This is a genomic window from Rahnella sp. ATs2 (assembly GCF_051851855.1).
GTDB lineage: Bacteria > Pseudomonadota > Gammaproteobacteria > Enterobacterales > Enterobacteriaceae > Rahnella > Rahnella variigena.
Genome location: NZ_JBLYPL010000017.1, coordinates 92,050 through 107,149 on the forward strand (window position 1 = coordinate 92,050; position 15,100 = coordinate 107,149).

General features: G+C 53.2%; 12 protein-coding genes, 4 tRNA genes and 1 other RNA gene. 1 reads left to right on the plus strand and 16 read right to left on the minus strand.

Annotated features, from left to right (window positions below):
• Position 1 precedes the first annotated feature (1 nt).
• Positions 2–1,198: a protoheme IX biogenesis protein HemY gene (gene hemY, locus ACJY2G_RS18295; protein WP_113878096.1), complete on the plus strand. Its 1,197-nt coding sequence runs from the start codon at positions 2–4 to the stop codon at positions 1,196–1,198.
• A 641-nt stretch (positions 1,199–1,839) separates the two neighbouring features.
• Here hemY and ACJY2G_RS18300 read toward each other — a convergent pair.
• The 16 genes from ACJY2G_RS18300 to wecA form a co-directional block, all read right to left on the minus strand.
• Positions 1,840–1,969: non-coding RNA, RtT sRNA (locus tag ACJY2G_RS18300), on the minus strand.
• A gap of 36 nt (positions 1,970–2,005) precedes the next feature.
• Positions 2,006–2,082 (minus strand) — tRNA-Pro (locus ACJY2G_RS18305).
• Between the two features lie 59 nt (positions 2,083–2,141).
• Positions 2,142–2,227, minus strand: a tRNA-Leu gene (locus ACJY2G_RS18310).
• Positions 2,228–2,256: 29 nt separating this feature from the next.
• Positions 2,257–2,332 (minus strand) — tRNA-His (locus ACJY2G_RS18315).
• A gap of 68 nt (positions 2,333–2,400) precedes the next feature.
• Positions 2,401–2,477, minus strand: a tRNA-Arg gene (locus ACJY2G_RS18320).
• Positions 2,478–2,620: 143 nt separating this feature from the next.
• The gene (gene thrP / locus ACJY2G_RS18325; protein WP_112290315.1) at positions 2,621–4,015 is read right to left on the minus strand and encodes a bifunctional threonine/serine APC transporter ThrP; all 1,395 of its coding nucleotides are present in this window, start codon (positions 4,013–4,015) and stop codon (positions 2,621–2,623) included.
• Positions 4,016–4,255: 240 nt separating this feature from the next.
• A complete protein-coding gene (gene wecG / locus ACJY2G_RS18330) occupies positions 4,256–4,996 on the minus strand; it encodes a lipopolysaccharide N-acetylmannosaminouronosyltransferase (RefSeq protein ID WP_430320594.1) in 741 nt (246 codons plus the stop codon).
• Positions 4,980–6,359: an ECA oligosaccharide polymerase gene (gene wzyE, locus ACJY2G_RS18335; protein ID WP_430320595.1), complete on the minus strand. Its 1,380-nt coding sequence runs from the start codon at positions 6,357–6,359 to the stop codon at positions 4,980–4,982. Before wzyE ends, wecG begins: the two co-directional genes overlap by 17 nt.
• On the minus strand, positions 6,356–7,438 hold the full coding sequence (locus ACJY2G_RS18340; protein ID WP_439291980.1) for a TDP-N-acetylfucosamine:lipid II N-acetylfucosaminyltransferase: 1,083 nt from the start codon (positions 7,436–7,438) through the stop codon (positions 6,356–6,358). The genes wzyE and ACJY2G_RS18340 overlap by 4 nt, the downstream gene beginning before the upstream one ends.
• The gene (gene wzxE / locus ACJY2G_RS18345; RefSeq protein WP_439291981.1) at positions 7,435–8,685 is read right to left on the minus strand and encodes a lipid III flippase WzxE; all 1,251 of its coding nucleotides are present in this window, start codon (positions 8,683–8,685) and stop codon (positions 7,435–7,437) included. Before wzxE ends, ACJY2G_RS18340 begins: the two co-directional genes overlap by 4 nt.
• A gap of 1 nt (position 8,686) precedes the next feature.
• Complete coding sequence (gene rffA, locus ACJY2G_RS18350) at positions 8,687–9,817, minus strand: dTDP-4-amino-4,6-dideoxygalactose transaminase (protein ID WP_113878102.1); 1,131 nt, start codon at positions 9,815–9,817, stop codon at positions 8,687–8,689.
• Between the two features lie 4 nt (positions 9,818–9,821).
• Positions 9,822–10,532 carry a dTDP-4-amino-4,6-dideoxy-D-galactose acyltransferase gene (gene rffC, locus ACJY2G_RS18355; RefSeq protein WP_192878660.1) on the minus strand — a complete coding sequence of 237 codons (711 nt, stop codon included), beginning with the start codon at positions 10,530–10,532 and terminating at the stop codon, positions 9,822–9,824.
• On the minus strand, positions 10,523–11,785 hold the full coding sequence (gene wecC / locus ACJY2G_RS18360; protein WP_113878104.1) for a UDP-N-acetyl-D-mannosamine dehydrogenase: 1,263 nt from the start codon (positions 11,783–11,785) through the stop codon (positions 10,523–10,525). The genes rffC and wecC overlap by 10 nt, the downstream gene beginning before the upstream one ends.
• Positions 11,782–12,912: a non-hydrolyzing UDP-N-acetylglucosamine 2-epimerase gene (gene wecB / locus ACJY2G_RS18365; RefSeq protein WP_113878105.1), complete on the minus strand. Its 1,131-nt coding sequence runs from the start codon at positions 12,910–12,912 to the stop codon at positions 11,782–11,784. The genes wecC and wecB overlap by 4 nt, the downstream gene beginning before the upstream one ends.
• Positions 12,909–13,961, minus strand: a complete 1,053-nt coding sequence (gene wzzE / locus ACJY2G_RS18370; RefSeq protein ID WP_439291982.1) for an ECA polysaccharide chain length modulation protein — start codon at positions 13,959–13,961, stop codon at positions 12,909–12,911. The genes wecB and wzzE overlap by 4 nt, the downstream gene beginning before the upstream one ends.
• 44 nt (positions 13,962–14,005) lie before the next feature.
• Positions 14,006–15,091, minus strand: a complete 1,086-nt coding sequence (gene wecA / locus ACJY2G_RS18375) for a UDP-N-acetylglucosamine--undecaprenyl-phosphate N-acetylglucosaminephosphotransferase (protein WP_113878106.1) — start codon at positions 15,089–15,091, stop codon at positions 14,006–14,008.
• Positions 15,092–15,100 lie beyond the last annotated feature (9 nt).

The window sequence follows — 15,100 nt, forward strand, 5'->3', positions numbered from 1 at the left end:
CATGTTACGAGTCTTCGTGTTATTCCTGATTGTGTTTGCCGGGATTATTGTCGGCCCGATGCTGGCCGGTCATCAGGGTTATGTGCTGATCCAGACCGATAACTACAACATTGAAACCAGCGTCACCGGTTTAGTTATCATGCTGATCGTGCTGATTCTAGTGCTGTTCTTTATTGAATGGATCCTGCGACGCATTCTGCGTACCGGTGCGCGTACCCGCGGCTGGTTTGCCGGGCGTAAAAGCTCTAAAGCGCGTAAGCAAACTAAGGCTGCGATGCTCAAACTGGCAGAAGGCGATCATCGCCAGATGGAGAAACTGCTGGCACGCAATGCTGATCATGCCGAACAACCCGTGGTGAACTATTTACTGGCAGCAGAAGCGGCGCAGCAGCGTGGCGATGACATCCGCACTAATCAGTATCTGGAGCGTGCGGCGGAAATTGCCGACACCGACCAGATGCCGGTGGATATTACCCGAGTACGCATTCAGCTGGCGCAGGGCGAAATCCATGCCGCGCGCCATGGCGTTGACCGTTTGCTCGGCCAGTCGCCACGTCATCCGGAAGTGTTACGTCTGGCGGAACAGGCTTATCTGCGTACAGGTGCCTACGGTTCACTGCTGGAAATACTACCGTCGATGGCTAAAGCCGGCGTCCGTAATGACGATGAAATCCGCGTTCTTCAGGAACAGGCTTATATCGGCATGATGAATCAGCTGATGGCGGAAGAAGGCAGCGAAGGCCTGAAACGCTGGTGGAAAGATCAGAGCCGCAAAACCCGACATGAAGTGGCATTGCAGGTGGCGATGGCAACGCATCTGATTGAATGCAACGATCAGGATCTGGCGCAGGAAGTGATCCTCGACGGACTGAAGCGTCAGTATGACGACCGTCTGGTTGCGCTGATGCCGAAACTGCGTTCAGGTAATCCTGAGCAGCTTGAAAAGACTTTGCGTCAGCTCATTAAGCAAAACGGCACTACGCCGCTGCTGAGCAGCACGCTCGGTCAGTTGCTGATGAAACACGGTGAATGGCAGCAGGCCAGCGAAGCGTTCCGTGAAGCGCTGAAACAACGCCCTGACGCGTATGATTATGCGTGGCTGGCCGATGCGCTGGATAAGCTGCACAAACCGGCTGAAGCGGCTGAGATGCGCCGTGAAGGATTGATGCTGACACTGAATAATTCACAGCAACCGTAAGAAAATTGCTGTCTGCTAAAGGCTCCTTCGGGAGCCTTTTTTATGTCTCAATACTTATACCCCAAATCATTTGAGCTGCAGATGCATTGGCTGCTCAAAGGATGACGGGTATGGGCAAAAAAAAACACCTGCGTATGGGCAGGTGTCTAAAACAATCAGGTCCAGGACAACAGATTTAGTGCCTCACTCAACGTTTTGCCTTCTGGATGATAGCGCTTGCGCGTTATCGGTCAGGATGACAATAGGCACTGTAAATTGGCTCTGCGTCATTCCCAGGTTTATGAAGCCGGAGCAAACATAATAGGTGGAATGAGCATCTACGGCGGGAATATTGCAGGACGCGTGCCAGGATGGCAAGGGTCTGTTAATAATTTTTTATTCTACTGATAATTAACAACTTTATTTTTATTACGTATCAGCACCCATTTTCAGAGATGTCAGAGACCGTCCGATAATCCCCCATTCTGTCGTCAGTGGACGACGTATGAATGTCAGCTTATATGAGTCTATATTTATCAATAAGATACGTGTCTCCTGACAGAGACAGGCATACAGCGGAATGTCGCGGATAAACAACAGGGTGAGTTGAGAAACTCCAGACGAAAAAAAACCTGCTTTAAAAAAGCAGGTTTCTTCGAATGTGGTCGGCGAGAGAGGATGACGCGCATCTTCGATGCTTGCCCTGCGGGTCGTTGCTAAAGCAACGTTGTCTCGCTTCGCTCGGCTCAAACCTCCTTCGGAGGTTCTCATCCTCTTTTACTACAGGCGAAAAAAAACCTGCTTTAAAAAAGCAGGTTTCTTCGAATGTGGTCGGCGAGAGAGGATTCGAACCTCCGACCCACTGGTCCCAAACCAGTTGCGCTACCAAGCTGCGCTACTCGCCGATGTCGTGCATCTTACTACTTTCTGATGCTAACTGCATCATTTAAATGAAATTTGTGTGTGGTGCGAAGGGAGGGACTCGAACCCTCACATCCGAAGGACACTAACACCTGAAGCTAGCGCGTCTACCAATTCCGCCACCATCGCATGTCACAATCACAAAATCATTTTTAGAGTGGGGTGGCTAATGGGGCTCGAACCCACGACAACTGGAATCACAATCCAGGGCTCTACCAACTGAGCTATAGCCACCATATCTCTAACTACTAACGTGAACTGTCAGACTTTAACATTTCACCGCAACTCTAGCGCATACTAAATGGTGCGCCCGACAGGATTCGAACCTGAGACCTCTGCCTCCGGAGGGCAGCGCTCTATCCAGCTGAGCTACGGGCGCTTAGCGCCGTTGCGGGTGGGGATACTACGGTTTTAACGCTTGGCTGTCTAGTGCTTTTTTTCAGAAATATTGCGTTTGATTACGCTTTATCCAATACGCATTAAAAGTAAGCGCCTTCCCTTCCCCACCCATGACTTACGGCGTTATTTTAGTTTTTCCGACGTCAGCGCGGCACGTTTGTGCATGCCGAGGCCGAAGTATATCAGCGACACCGCCGCGATGAAAATCCCACCCACCAGCAATGAAACGCGGGTATCCGGATTAATCGCCATACCGACCAGCACACACGCCAGGAAAAGCAGCGTCAGATAGTTGGTATAAGGAAAGAGAATCGATTTAAACGGATGGTTTTTCAGTTTCTCTTTATGCGCATCACGAAAACGCAGCTGGCTGATCAGCACCACAAACCACGGCACCATGCCCGGCAATACGCTGGCGCTGTAAACGTACACAAATACTTTCTCAGGATTCGGAATGATGTAGTTCAGGCACGAACCGACCAGCAGACACAAAATCGTGATCGCAATGCCGTAAACCGGCACACCGCTTTTAGATACATTGCTCAGGAAAGCTGGCAACTGACGATTCTGAGACAACGCATACAGCATGCGTCCGCAGCTATACATGCCGCTGTTACAACCCGACAGTGCCGCTGTCAGCACCACAAAGTTGATAATACCCGCCGCTGAAGCGATACCAATCTTCGCAAAGGTCAGCACGAACGGACTGCCGTGCGAGCCCATTTCGTTCCACGGGAAGATGGTGATGATAACGAAAATCGCGCCAACGTAGAAAATCAGGATACGCCACAGGATGTTATTGATGGCGCGTTTGAGGGTAACCTGCGGGTTTTTGGCTTCACCGGCGGTGATACCCACCAGTTCCACGCCCTGATAGGATGCCACGACAATACACAGCGCAAACAGGAAGCCTTTCCAGCCGCCGGCAAAGAAGCCGCCGTGCGCGGTCAGGTTCGCAAACCCCACCGGTTCGCCGTGATTACCAAATCCGAAGAAAATCACCGCCAGCCCGACTACGATCATCACAATGATGGTGGTGATTTTGATCAGCGCAAACCAGAACTCCATTTCGCCATAGAGTTTCACAGCCGCGAGGTTTGCCGCAGCAACAATCGCCACAGCCGCCAGCGCGGGGATCCACTGCGGTAAATCCGGGAACCAGTATTGCGCGTAAACGCCAATCGCGGTGATTTCGGAAATCCCCACCGCTATCCACATGAACCAGTAACTCCACGCGGTAAGATAACCGTAATACGGCCCGAGATATTTATGCGCATACACTGCAAACGAACCGGCCACCGGCTCCAGATGGAGCATTTCACCCATCGAACGCATGATAAAGAAGACGAACACACCAGCCAGAATGTACGCCAGTAACACTGACGGCCCGGCCCATTTCAGGGTGCTCGCCGCGCCCATGAATAATCCGACACCGATGGTACCGCCCAGAGCGATCAGCTCAATATGTCTCGCCTCCAGCCCCCGGTGTAGCCCACCCTTTTCTTCTTTATTCTCCATAGATCCTCAATTTCTCTCTCGTTGTGTTTGCCTTCCGGAAGGAGCGGAATGTTATTTTTATTGTGATGATGCCCGTATAGGGCGGAAAAACGGCGTTATGGTTCCGTATTTTCCGACGAGTTGCAAACGCCTATTGAGAAAGATAAGCACTGATATGCAAAGCGGACAGGAAACACAGGCAAGAGAAGTGAAGAAATGAGAGGTGACGCGCCGTCCTGAAGATTCAGAACGGCGGATTCGTTACAGACGACCGGTGTAGTAATAACGGACGAATTTGAGCAGTTTGAGCTGACGACGCAAACGGCTTGGCTGCAAAATTAGACGATAGAGCCATTCCAGCCCCATGTTTTGCCAGATTTTTGGCGCCCGTTTCACGTGGCCGGTGAAAACGTCGTAGGTGCCTCCGATGCCCATATAGAGCGCATCCGGATGAACCAGACGACAATCACGCATCAGGATTTCCTGTTTCGGCGAGCCCATCGCCACCGTCACAATCGCTGCCCCGCTGCCTCTGACGCGTTCGAATAACGAGCCACGCTGCTCCGGCGTGAAGTAGCCATTCTGGCTGCCGACAATATTGACGTTCCACTGCGTGCGCAGCTTTTCTTCCGTTTGTTCCAGAACTTCAGGTTTGCCGCCAATCAGAAAGACCGGCGTTCCTTCACGACCGGCGCGCTCCATCAGGCCTTCCCAGAGATCGGCACCGGCGATACGGGAAACCTGCGCCTGCGGGTATTTACGGCGGATGGCCCGCACAATGCTGATACCGTCAGGATATTTGTATTCAGCGCGGCCAATCAGCTCACTCATTTCCGGATTACTTTCGACGGTCAGCACTTTCTCGGCATTTATCGCCACCAGCGCACCGGTTTTCACCTTGTGACCGGCAAAAAGGTAATCGAGAAAATGCGCCATATTACGAAAGCCCCAAAGGCGGATCCCGCGGATATCGTATTGCGGAATGTTATTCTCCAGATTCATGATTCTTCCTTACCGCCAGCGGCTCCATGAGTTTTTTTCTGCGGGGTATTTTGGCACGTATCAGCCCGGCGGCGTCAAACATCCAGTACAACAATTTGGCCACCACCAGACATGCGCCGAAAACGACACAGAAGAAGACCACCCGCGAAAAGAAGGAATCCACGCCTTCACGGGCCAGCACAATCATATTAAAGACCGCACCGAAGCAAAAACTTTGCAGGATGGCGGCTTTGTAGCGGTTGGTGTCTGCTTTGCCTTTTTCGTACAACCAGTCGAACCATTTGATGATCATACCGACGGCGACAGCGCCCAGCGGGATAAACCACACGCCGCCCATCACCACCAGCGAGCCAATCAGCGTCGGGGAAATCGCCAGACCGGAATGGTTATCCAGCACTTCCCAGGTGAAATAGTTGGCCGAGTTAAGCACCACGCCCGGACGATCGTGCCACAGCCAGCCGGGGATAAAGACGTAGAAATCACGCACAATCGGTGCCAGTCCCTGAAAACTGATTTTGTCGTAGTTTTGCAGCAACAGCCCCAGATTCTCCCACGGCGAGAAGGTATCGCGCGTCAGATAAAGGAAGGTATAAATGGCCTCCGGACCGCTGACGTTCAGACCGTAGCGTTTAAGCGCCAGCCAGAACATGCCGACGATACCCAGCACGCCCGCCGCCGCCAGCATCCATAAGCTGATCCAGCCGCGAACAATGCCAATAAACAGAAACAGGGCGAACGCGATAATGATATTGGCACGGGTTCCGCCGACGATGACATACGTCAGGAAGCCAAACGCCACCGTACTGGCGAGGAAAAACAGCCAGCGGCGCACGTCGGGTTTAAGGAAAAAGACCACCAGCATGGCCGGAATAAAGAAGTAGAAGAAACGCTTGAGCGCCACGCCGGACACATCGCTGGAGAATATCTGGCTGTACGACTTGAGCTTAAACAGCAAAAAGCCGTTATGCGCAAAGAAAATAGAAACCGTCACCACCGCAATCAGCGCCAGCAACATCCAGGTGAGATGGGTTTCCACCCGGTTCATGGTAAACAGCGGGCGTGAAGGCCCGTCACGTTTTGCCTTCAGCCGTGTTTTATAGCTGACGTAATAAATGCCGTAGAAACAGGTGGCGGCCAGCATGGCCTGCAACAGGTTTTCGACCGGCACCACTTTTACATCAAACTGGAAAACCAGCAGACAAGTCAGAGGAAAACCGAAATAGAACGTCAGCAGATAGAGCAGCGAAAACAAGACGTTGAAGTTAAAGCGCACGCGGCGAAACTCTTTATACGTCAGCGTCAGAATGAACAGCAGCGAGAACGCATACACCAGTGACAAGCCACCGAGCTGTGTCAGCGTCATGATGCGTCTCCCGCCGCCAGCTGCAAGGCCTGCTGCCAGCCCGCGATGTAATTCGGATTAAAAAAGGCGATATTTTGGCGATCAGCGCTCAGCAACTGGCGTCGTGCTTCCGCCACTGTTCTGGCATCCAGCGCATCGCCGTAAAACAGCACCGGCAAATGCTGCTCAGCCAGATCCTGCCAGAATGGATTCTGAAGGCTGACGACGAACGGCACGCCGAACTGGATAAGCAGACATTGCGTCCCAATGCCCTGCTGGCGGTCGAAAATAAAATACCCCAGCGAACAGCGGCGCAGCACGTTGAGATAGTCGTCAAACGCCATCGCGCCGGTCATCAGTTCAACGTTTTCAGGCGCAAAAAGTTTTAATGCCTCAGCGCGAACCTGCTCAATGTAAGTCTGGTTATTGGCCGGATAGCCCATCGGGATAATCACCCGGATATCGGCTCCGAACTGCTGATGCAACGAACGCAGCGCTTCAATATGCCGGTTAGTGCGATCGCCGGAGTTACCGACCAGAACCGTCATCGGCCCTTCGGGCTCGGGCAAATCCGCAAGCTGCGTGAGCGCCGGATCCATCCGCGTCGGGAAATACAGCAACGAAGAAGGCACGCGGGGATGGCGCTGATGGAAGTGGATCAAGTCACCGCGGGTGGCGAAAACATGCCCGATACGGCCCTGCGCCAGACGACGCATCAGATAGAACAGACGGAATTTCAGACCGCCTGCCGATTCATAAAGGTCTGCGCCCCAGATATGCCAGCTGACCTGTCGTGCCTTAATTTTGCCGGTCAGCAATGCCAGCCAGAGTGTCGGATTAAACTGGCCGTGGAAGAAAAAGTGATGTGTGCGTTCCTGCGCGCGGGAAATCACCGCCGCCGCCAGCGTCTTTTTATCCGGATAAACGCGAATATCCAGACGCGTGAACTCAGCAAACGCTGATGCATCCGCCGCCGCGACCATAAAATGACAAATCAGCTTTTCCGGCGCGCATTCGGCCAGTACATCATTAAAAAAGCGCAGTACGGTGACATTATGGTGGGGAATGTCAGATCCCAGAACGTGAATCAGCGTTGTCATGCTCGTCTACGATAGATAACAAATACGGTGCAACACAGGGTGAAATAGACGATGTAGGTCGCCATATAGGCCTGTGCAGCGCCAAGAGAACCGTGTATCGGGATCAGCCAGTGAGAGAATCCCGTCAGTAACGCGAACTGGCTGATTTCAGTCAGCACGTAAAAGCGCAATGACGCTCTGGCGATCACCAGATACCCAAAAACATACGAGCCGACTTTCAGCACATCGCCGACCAGTTGCCACGCAAACAAATCGCGCATCGCGATAAATTGTTTTGAAAACAGCAGCCAGATAGCGAAGTCGCGCAGCAGCCAGACGGTAAAACTGACCGCCGCAACCGCTGGCAAAACGAATTTCAGCGATTTCACAATCTCGCGAGTGACATCGCGTTTATCGGTCAGGCGCGATAACGTCGGTAACAGATACACGCTGAAAGAGGCGGTAATGAACTGTAAATAGGCATCGGAAATGCTGCTGACACCCTGCCAGATCCCCACATCTTTCCAGCTGTAATGCTCCGCCAGCAGATTTCGCATCATCACATACGCCACCGGTAAGGTAACGGAGGTGATCAGCGCCATCAGCGTAAATTTGCCCAGATGGCTGGCGATAAAGCGATCCCAGCCCGGCTTTAAATAATGCAGCGGGAAGGATTTTCGCCGCCACAACATACCGCCCGCAGGCAGGATCACCAGCGCCGGCACCAGCGCCAGCCCGGCCAAAGCGCCTTCGTAGCCGCCCAGCTTAAAGCACAGCAGATAGGCCAGAAGACCTATCAGGCTGCCGCCGATCACCGCCAGCGCGTTGCCCATGGCATCACGGTAGCCTCTCAGGATGGCCTGAAAATAGTTGGCGTAGGCGATGCCCATCTGAATAAAAGCCACAAAGCGGACGACTGCCTGATAGCGGTCATGGCCGAACAGCGCGATACTCACCGGTCCGGCGGCCAGCAGGAAAACGGCCGCCAGCACCGTCGAGAAACCTAAAATCAGCGTGGAAGACGTGCCGAGAACGGCTTGTAACCGCTCCGGGTTTTCATGATGTTCAGCGACGTATTTGGTAACGCCGTTGAAAATTCCGGCACCGGAAAGCACGCCCAATACTGTCACCAGCTGGCGGAAATTCCCCGCCTGCCCCACACCATCAGGCCCGAAAGCCACCGCCAGCAGTTTCACCACCAGCAGCCCGGCACCGATTTTAATCAGCGTGGAACCAGCGGTCCAGACGGACGCTTTTGCCAGCGACATATCAGGCGAAATATTGCAGCATGGCCGCAATCACCGTGCGCTGCGTGTCGTCGGTCATGTTGTAGAACAACGGCAGTCGCACCAGACGTTCACTTTCTTTGGTCGTGAAACGATCGACACCAGAGAAACGACCAAAATCTTCACCCGCCGGACAGGCGTGCAGCGGGATGTAATGGAATACAGTCAGGATATCCGCCGCTTTCATGTGACGAATAAACGCGTCGCGGTCTTCGATATCGTTCAGGCGGACATAGAACATGTGGGCGTTTTGCACGCAATCTTGCGGAACTGAAGGCAACTGAACGCGGCCAGCGTCGGCCAGATCCTGCAACGCTTCGTAATACTCATTCCAGATGCTCAGACGGCGCTGGTTAATCTTTTCAGCGGCATCGAGATTTCCCCACAGATACGCGGCCTGTAAATCGGACATCAGATAACTGGAACCGATATCACGCCAGGTGTATTTATCCACCTGCCCGCGGAAGAACTGACTGCGGTTAGTGCCTTTTTCGCGAATGATTTCAGCGCGGTCAATCAGCGCCGGATCGTTAATCAGCGTTGCCCCGCCTTCGCCACCCGCAGTGTAATTTTTGGTTTCGTGAAAACTGAAACAGCCGATATGACCTATAGTGCCCAACGCTTTGCCTTTATAAGTCGACATCACGCCCTGCGCCGCATCTTCCACCACAAACAGACGATGCTTTTCGGCCAGCGCCATAATGGTGTCCATTTCACAAGCCACACCGGCGTAATGCACGGGAACAATGACTTTCGTTTTCTCAGTGATCGCCGCTTCAATCAGGGTTTCGTCGATATTCATGGTGTCCGGACGGACATCAACAAACACGATTTTGGCACCACGCAGCACGAACGCATTAGCGGTCGAGACAAAGGTGAAGCTCGGCATGATCACTTCGTCGCCGGGATGGATATCGAGCAATAACGCCGCCATTTCCAGAGAAGCGGTACAGGATGGCGTCAGCAACACTTTCGGGCAGTTAAAACGTTGTTCAAACCACTTCTGGCAGCGCAGGGTAAATCCGCCATCGCCACACAGTTTGCCGCTGCTCATCGCCTCGCGCATGAAATCAATTTCAGTACCCACAATCGGTGGCGCATTAAAAGGGATCATCGTTTCACCTGTACAACCAGTACGCCGTGCGGGTGACTTTGCCACCGCTGGCGAGATAAAGATTCAAGGCCGCGAGATTGCCGGTTTGGGTGGCGACATACAATCGCGACACGCCTTGTTCAGCACACCATTTTTTCGCAGCCACCATTAACTTTTTGCCCGCTCCCTGCCCCTGACACTCAGGTCTGACAGCCAGCAGGCCGATTCTTACGTCATCTTCGGACAGACGTCGCAGCGTGACAAAACCCAGTTCGTTGCCCTGTTCATCGTCTGCCCACAGGCAAAGGTGATCAAAGGTGCCGAGAACCGCTTTTTCTGCCCACATCGTGTAAAAACGTGCGCTGTCATCCGGCTGATACCAGGGTGCGCGAAAACGACTGAGGCGAAATGCCTGACGGGCAATTGCGGTCACACCGGCAATGTCTTCCGGAATGGCCAGACGCCCGGCCGCCAGCGCGTTATCCTGCGGCGTCACCGTCACGCAAATGTCCGTTTCACCTTCTGCCAGCCGGAAACCCAGCGCCGAAAGCGCATCCAGCGTGTGCGTTTCTGACGCATCCACTTTCGCCTGCACCAGCGCATAGTCATCCAGCGCCTGTGTCGTGATGCCAGTCGCTGTGGTGTCCGGTGTCAGTCGCGCGCTTTTCAGCCCGAAGAATTCACTCTCCCAGACCAGCGGTTCAAGCACGCCGCGCAACGGCTGGTTTATCGCCATACGCCTTTGGTATCCACAATCCAGGACTGCTGGATCTGATCGGCGGGGATCGCTTTAAACGATTTATGATCGACCAGCATCACCAGCAGATCGGCTTCTTTCAGCGCACGATCAACAGGCTGTAGCGTGACTTTGTCCGCGAGTGACGCCGGAAGCTGATGCACGTTAGGTTCAACCGCCCAGGTTTCACCTGAATGCCAGTCAGCAATCAGATGGGTCACTTCAACTGCCGGACTTTCGCGGAGATCGTCAATATTCGGTTTAAAAGCCAGCCCGAAGCAGGCGATTTTGATATCAGCAGCACGCTTGCCGGTCACGGTAAGGCAATCCGCCAGCGCCGCTTTCACACGGTCAACGACCCAGTGCGGTTTGCTGTCGTTCACTTCACGCGCCGTGCGGATCATGCGCGCCAGCTCAGGGTTTTGTGCCACGATAAACCACGGATCAACTGCGATACAGTGGCCGCCGACACCCGGACCGGGTTGTAAAATATTCACGCGCGGATGGCGGTTCGCCAGACTAATCAGTTCCCAGACGTTAATCCCCTGCGCATCACAAATCAGCGACAGCTCGTTCGCAAAGGCAATATTCACGTCACGGAAACTGTTTTCGGTCAGCTTGCACATTTCAGCGGTGCGGGAATGGGTGATCACACATTCGCCTTCGAGGAAAATGTTATACAAGTCACTGGCTCGCTGTGAACACACCGAAGTCATGCCGCCAATCACGCGGTCATTTTTAATCAGCTCAACCATCACCTGCCCAGGCAAAACACGTTCAGGACAGTAGGCGACGTTGATATCAGACTGCTCGCCGGCCTGCTGAGGGAAGCTCAGATCAGGGCGGGCTTCTGCCAGCCACTGCGCCATTTGCTCTGTCGCACCGACCGGTGAAGTGGATTCCAGAATAATCAGATCGCCTTTTTTCAGAACCGGCGCCAGCGAGCGGGCGGCAGATTCGACGAATTTCATATCCGGCAAATGATCGCCCTTAAATGGCGTCGGTACGGCAATCAGGAACGCATCAGCCGGTTCAGGCTGCGTCGTTGCGCGCAGGAAACCGTCTTCAACCGCACGCTTTACCAGCACATCAAGGTCTGGCTCAACAATATGGATAGCGCCGCGGTTAATGGTTTCCACGGCGTGCTGATTGATATCCACACCCACCACTTTTTTCTGACGGGAGGCGAAAGCGGCGGCGGTAGGTAAACCGATGTAACCCAGGCCAATAACAGAAATAGTGTCAAAACTCATTGTGATACCCAATGATTTTTCAAAGCGTCAAGAATGTGGCGACAGGCATGCCCGTCACCGTAAGGATTGTGCGCCCGGCTCATGCTGTTGTATTCGTTTTCATCGTTCAGCAGGCGATTCACTTCCTCTACTATTTTAGCGGGATCTGTCCCTACCAGCCGCACCGTTCCGGCATCAACCGCTTCCGGGCGTTCGGTAGTTTCACGCATCACCAGCACGGGCTTGCCCAGCGACGGTGCTTCTTCCTGCACGCCACCGGAATCGGTGAGGATCAGATACGCTTTATCCATCAGATAGACAAACGGCAGATAATCCTGCGGATCAATCAGAACAATATTATCAATGCCTTGCAGAATGCGGTTCACCGGTTCACTGACGTTCGGATTGAGATGGACCGGATAAACGATTTGTACGTCGGGATGCTGACGGGCGATGTCCGCTAAAGCCGAGCAGATGCGCTCAAAGCCTTCCCCGAAACTTTCACGACGGTGGCCGGTGACCAGAATCAGCTTTTTAGCGGCATCAAGGAACGGGTAGCTATCCGCCAGTTGCTGAGCCAGCGACGCATCACTGCTAAAGCGATCACGCACCCACAGCAGCGCATCAATCACGGTATTGCCGGTGACAAAAATGCCCTGCGGAGCAATATTTTCCTGCTGCAAATTTGCGCGGGCGTTTTCCGTCGGTGCGAAATGCCACTTAGCCAGATGCCCGGTCAGCAGACGGTTGCCTTCTTCCGGCCAGGGAGAAGAGAGATCGCCGGTACGCAATCCGGCCTCAACATGACCGACAGGGATCTGGTGATAAAACGCAGCAAGGCTAGCCGACAATGTCGTCGTCGTGTCGCCATGCACCAGAACAACATCAGGCTGGAATTCATCCAGCACAGGCTTCAGCCCGGTCAGGATGCGGCTGGTAATTTCCGTCAGCCCCTGCCCCGGTTTCATGACGTTAAGATCATAATCCGGTGTAATTTCAAAGAGGCGTAATACCTGGTCGAGCATTTCACGGTGCTGGGCCGTGACACAAACTTTGGATTCAAATGCCGCATCCTGCGACAAAGCGAGCACCAGCGGGGCCATTTTAATGGCTTCCGGACGGGTGCCGAAAATCGTCAACACTTTCACAATGTGTTTCTCTTATTTTTACGGCGAGTCAGGGCCACGCCAGCCCCGATAAGACCACCGACAATGCCCCACATAATCATCAGTAATACCCTGCGGGGACTGTCACGTTTTACTGGCTCTTCCGGCGTTCTCAGATAACGATAGGTCTGGAATTTCGCGGTGGGCGTAGGGCCGACATTCAGTGTTGAAAGCATCGCGCGGTTCTGGTCGTAATCAAGATCAAACCCCGGACCTGAAGCCTGCAATAATTCCAGACGGGCTTTCAACATCGGCACGCCCAGCAGGAACATATCGGAATTCGGCAGTTCTTCGGCAGGCGTATCGGTCACGCTTTTATTGATATTTTGCTGCTGAGCTATCTTAAGTGCCTGTTCAGTGGTGTTTGTCGTGCGGGCGAAAACAGCCTGCGCCACGGCTTCCTGACGCTTCACCTGGGCTTTCATGGACTGTGTACGAGCCGCCCATGCGCCTTCCAGTTCATCATATAAATGCTGTGCCGCGCGATGACTGGCGAAATCAACATACTGACGCAGCAGCTTATTGGCGTCGGTGGCGTTTTCCGCTGTCAGCTTAACAATATCATTCGGCACTTTTGCCGCATCACGCGCCGTAAACTGAATGTCGTTGATCAGTTCATCGAGCAGAACGGCATCGGCACGCGGGTCATTCTCCTGACGCTGCTTGTAATAAGGACTTTGCATCCAGAAATCGCGGCGTGTGTCGTACGCTGCCAGCTGCATAACAAACTCGTTATACGCCTCATCAGAAATCGCCGGACGGTTAACGTCCGATTGCGGCGCATTACGGATATCTAAATTGCGCAGGAACTGCGCCTGGGAGAAATAGGAAGACAGATTATTTACTGTCGGGCGGTCAGTAATCGCCGTGGAACTCCACTCCTGTTTCATCAGATAAGATGAACCCAGTGCCACCAAAGCAAACAGTATCGCCAGGCCAGCAATCCAGAATTTACCGTTCCATAGCGTGCAGCACAGGCCGCGAATATCGAGTTCATTCTCGATGTCGTGTTCGTTCTGGTTTCTGATCATTTCTGGTTTATCCACAGCCAGTATGCCCCTGCTTAAGAGAGTGATTATTGATTAGAGGAACGGCGCAAACGCCTTTTAATACGTTTAATAAACCGCGCCACACGCCAGGCGTGCTTGATGCAGATGCCATACAACAGGAAGGCAACAAAAAATAAGGCCAGCATGACCCATTCGGGGACGAAACTCAGGTGCTCGCCAATCACGCCGATGCCCGCGAGGAGCGCTGCCGCTAATGTGATCAGAACAAAGGCCTGCCGGGAAGTAAAACCTGCCCGCATGATCAAATGATGAATGTGCTGGCGGTCAGCAGAGAACGGGCTCATTCCTTTGCGCAAGCGGCGGTACATGATGGCAACCATGTCCATCAGCGGAATGGCGATAAGCCACAGCGCGGTCACCGGATTCATCGGATGGGATTCGCCTTGCGTACTTTGCAAAAGGATCCAAATCACGGTGAAACCAATCAGCGTGCTGCCCGCATCGCCCATAAAGACTTTATAGCGCGGCCCCAAAACACCCAGATTGAGCAAAATATAAGGAACGATGGCGGCAATCATCGCAAAGCACCAGAGCGCCAGCTCCATATGCCCGCTGTCATACATGATGATGCCTAATGAGCCGAAGCTGACACAAGACAGACCGCCCAGTAATCCGTCGATACCATCGACCATATTAAAGGCATTGATAGCGGCCCATACGGCAAACAATGTGATGAGATAGCCAAACGGACCTAATACCATTTCCCACGGGCCAATCAGATGGCCGAGGCTGCGCAGATCGAGGTTAGCGAAACTCATCATCGCGATAGCGACGACGGCCTGAACCATGGCACGGGTTTTGACACTGATATCGTAACGGTCGTCCAGCGCACCGACGAGCACCAGCAAACCGGCGCAGGCAAGATAAAGCTTGCCATGTGGAATGGTGTAATTGGTGATCAGAAAGGCAAAGCAAACGCCTGCATAGACAGAAATGCCGCCCACCAGCGGGATCAACCCCTGGTGACGTTTACGAAAATTGGGTTTATCAACGAGTCCTATTTTATTCGCAACCTTCCGGGCAACGAACAAAAAGAGGAATGAAAATACGAAGACAACAGCTAGCTCAGTACTCATATTGAGTAAATTCACAGTTAAGAG

Coding starts and splice junctions, on each gene's coding strand:
- hemY (WP_113878096.1), top strand. CDS start 2: ATGTTACGAGTCTTCGTGTTATTCCTGATTGTGTTTGCCGGGATTATT.
- thrP (WP_112290315.1), bottom strand. CDS start 4,015: ATGGAGAATAAAGAAGAAAAGGGTGGGCTACACCGGGGGCTGGAGGCG.
- wecG (WP_430320594.1), bottom strand. CDS start 4,996: ATGAATCTGGAGAATAACATTCCGCAATACGATATCCGCGGGATCCGC.
- wzyE (WP_430320595.1), bottom strand. CDS start 6,359: ATGACGCTGACACAGCTCGGTGGCTTGTCACTGGTGTATGCGTTCTCG.
- ACJY2G_RS18340 (WP_439291980.1), bottom strand. CDS start 7,438: ATGACAACGCTGATTCACGTTCTGGGATCTGACATTCCCCACCATAAT.
- wzxE (WP_439291981.1), bottom strand. CDS start 8,685: ATGTCGCTGGCAAAAGCGTCCGTCTGGACCGCTGGTTCCACGCTGATT.
- rffA (WP_113878102.1), bottom strand. CDS start 9,817: ATGATCCCTTTTAATGCGCCACCGATTGTGGGTACTGAAATTGATTTC.
- rffC (WP_192878660.1), bottom strand. CDS start 10,532: ATGGCGATAAACCAGCCGTTGCGCGGCGTGCTTGAACCGCTGGTCTGG.
- wecC (WP_113878104.1), bottom strand. CDS start 11,785: ATGAGTTTTGACACTATTTCTGTTATTGGCCTGGGTTACATCGGTTTA.
- wzzE (WP_439291982.1), bottom strand. CDS start 13,961: ATGATCAGAAACCAGAACGAACACGACATCGAGAATGAACTCGATATT.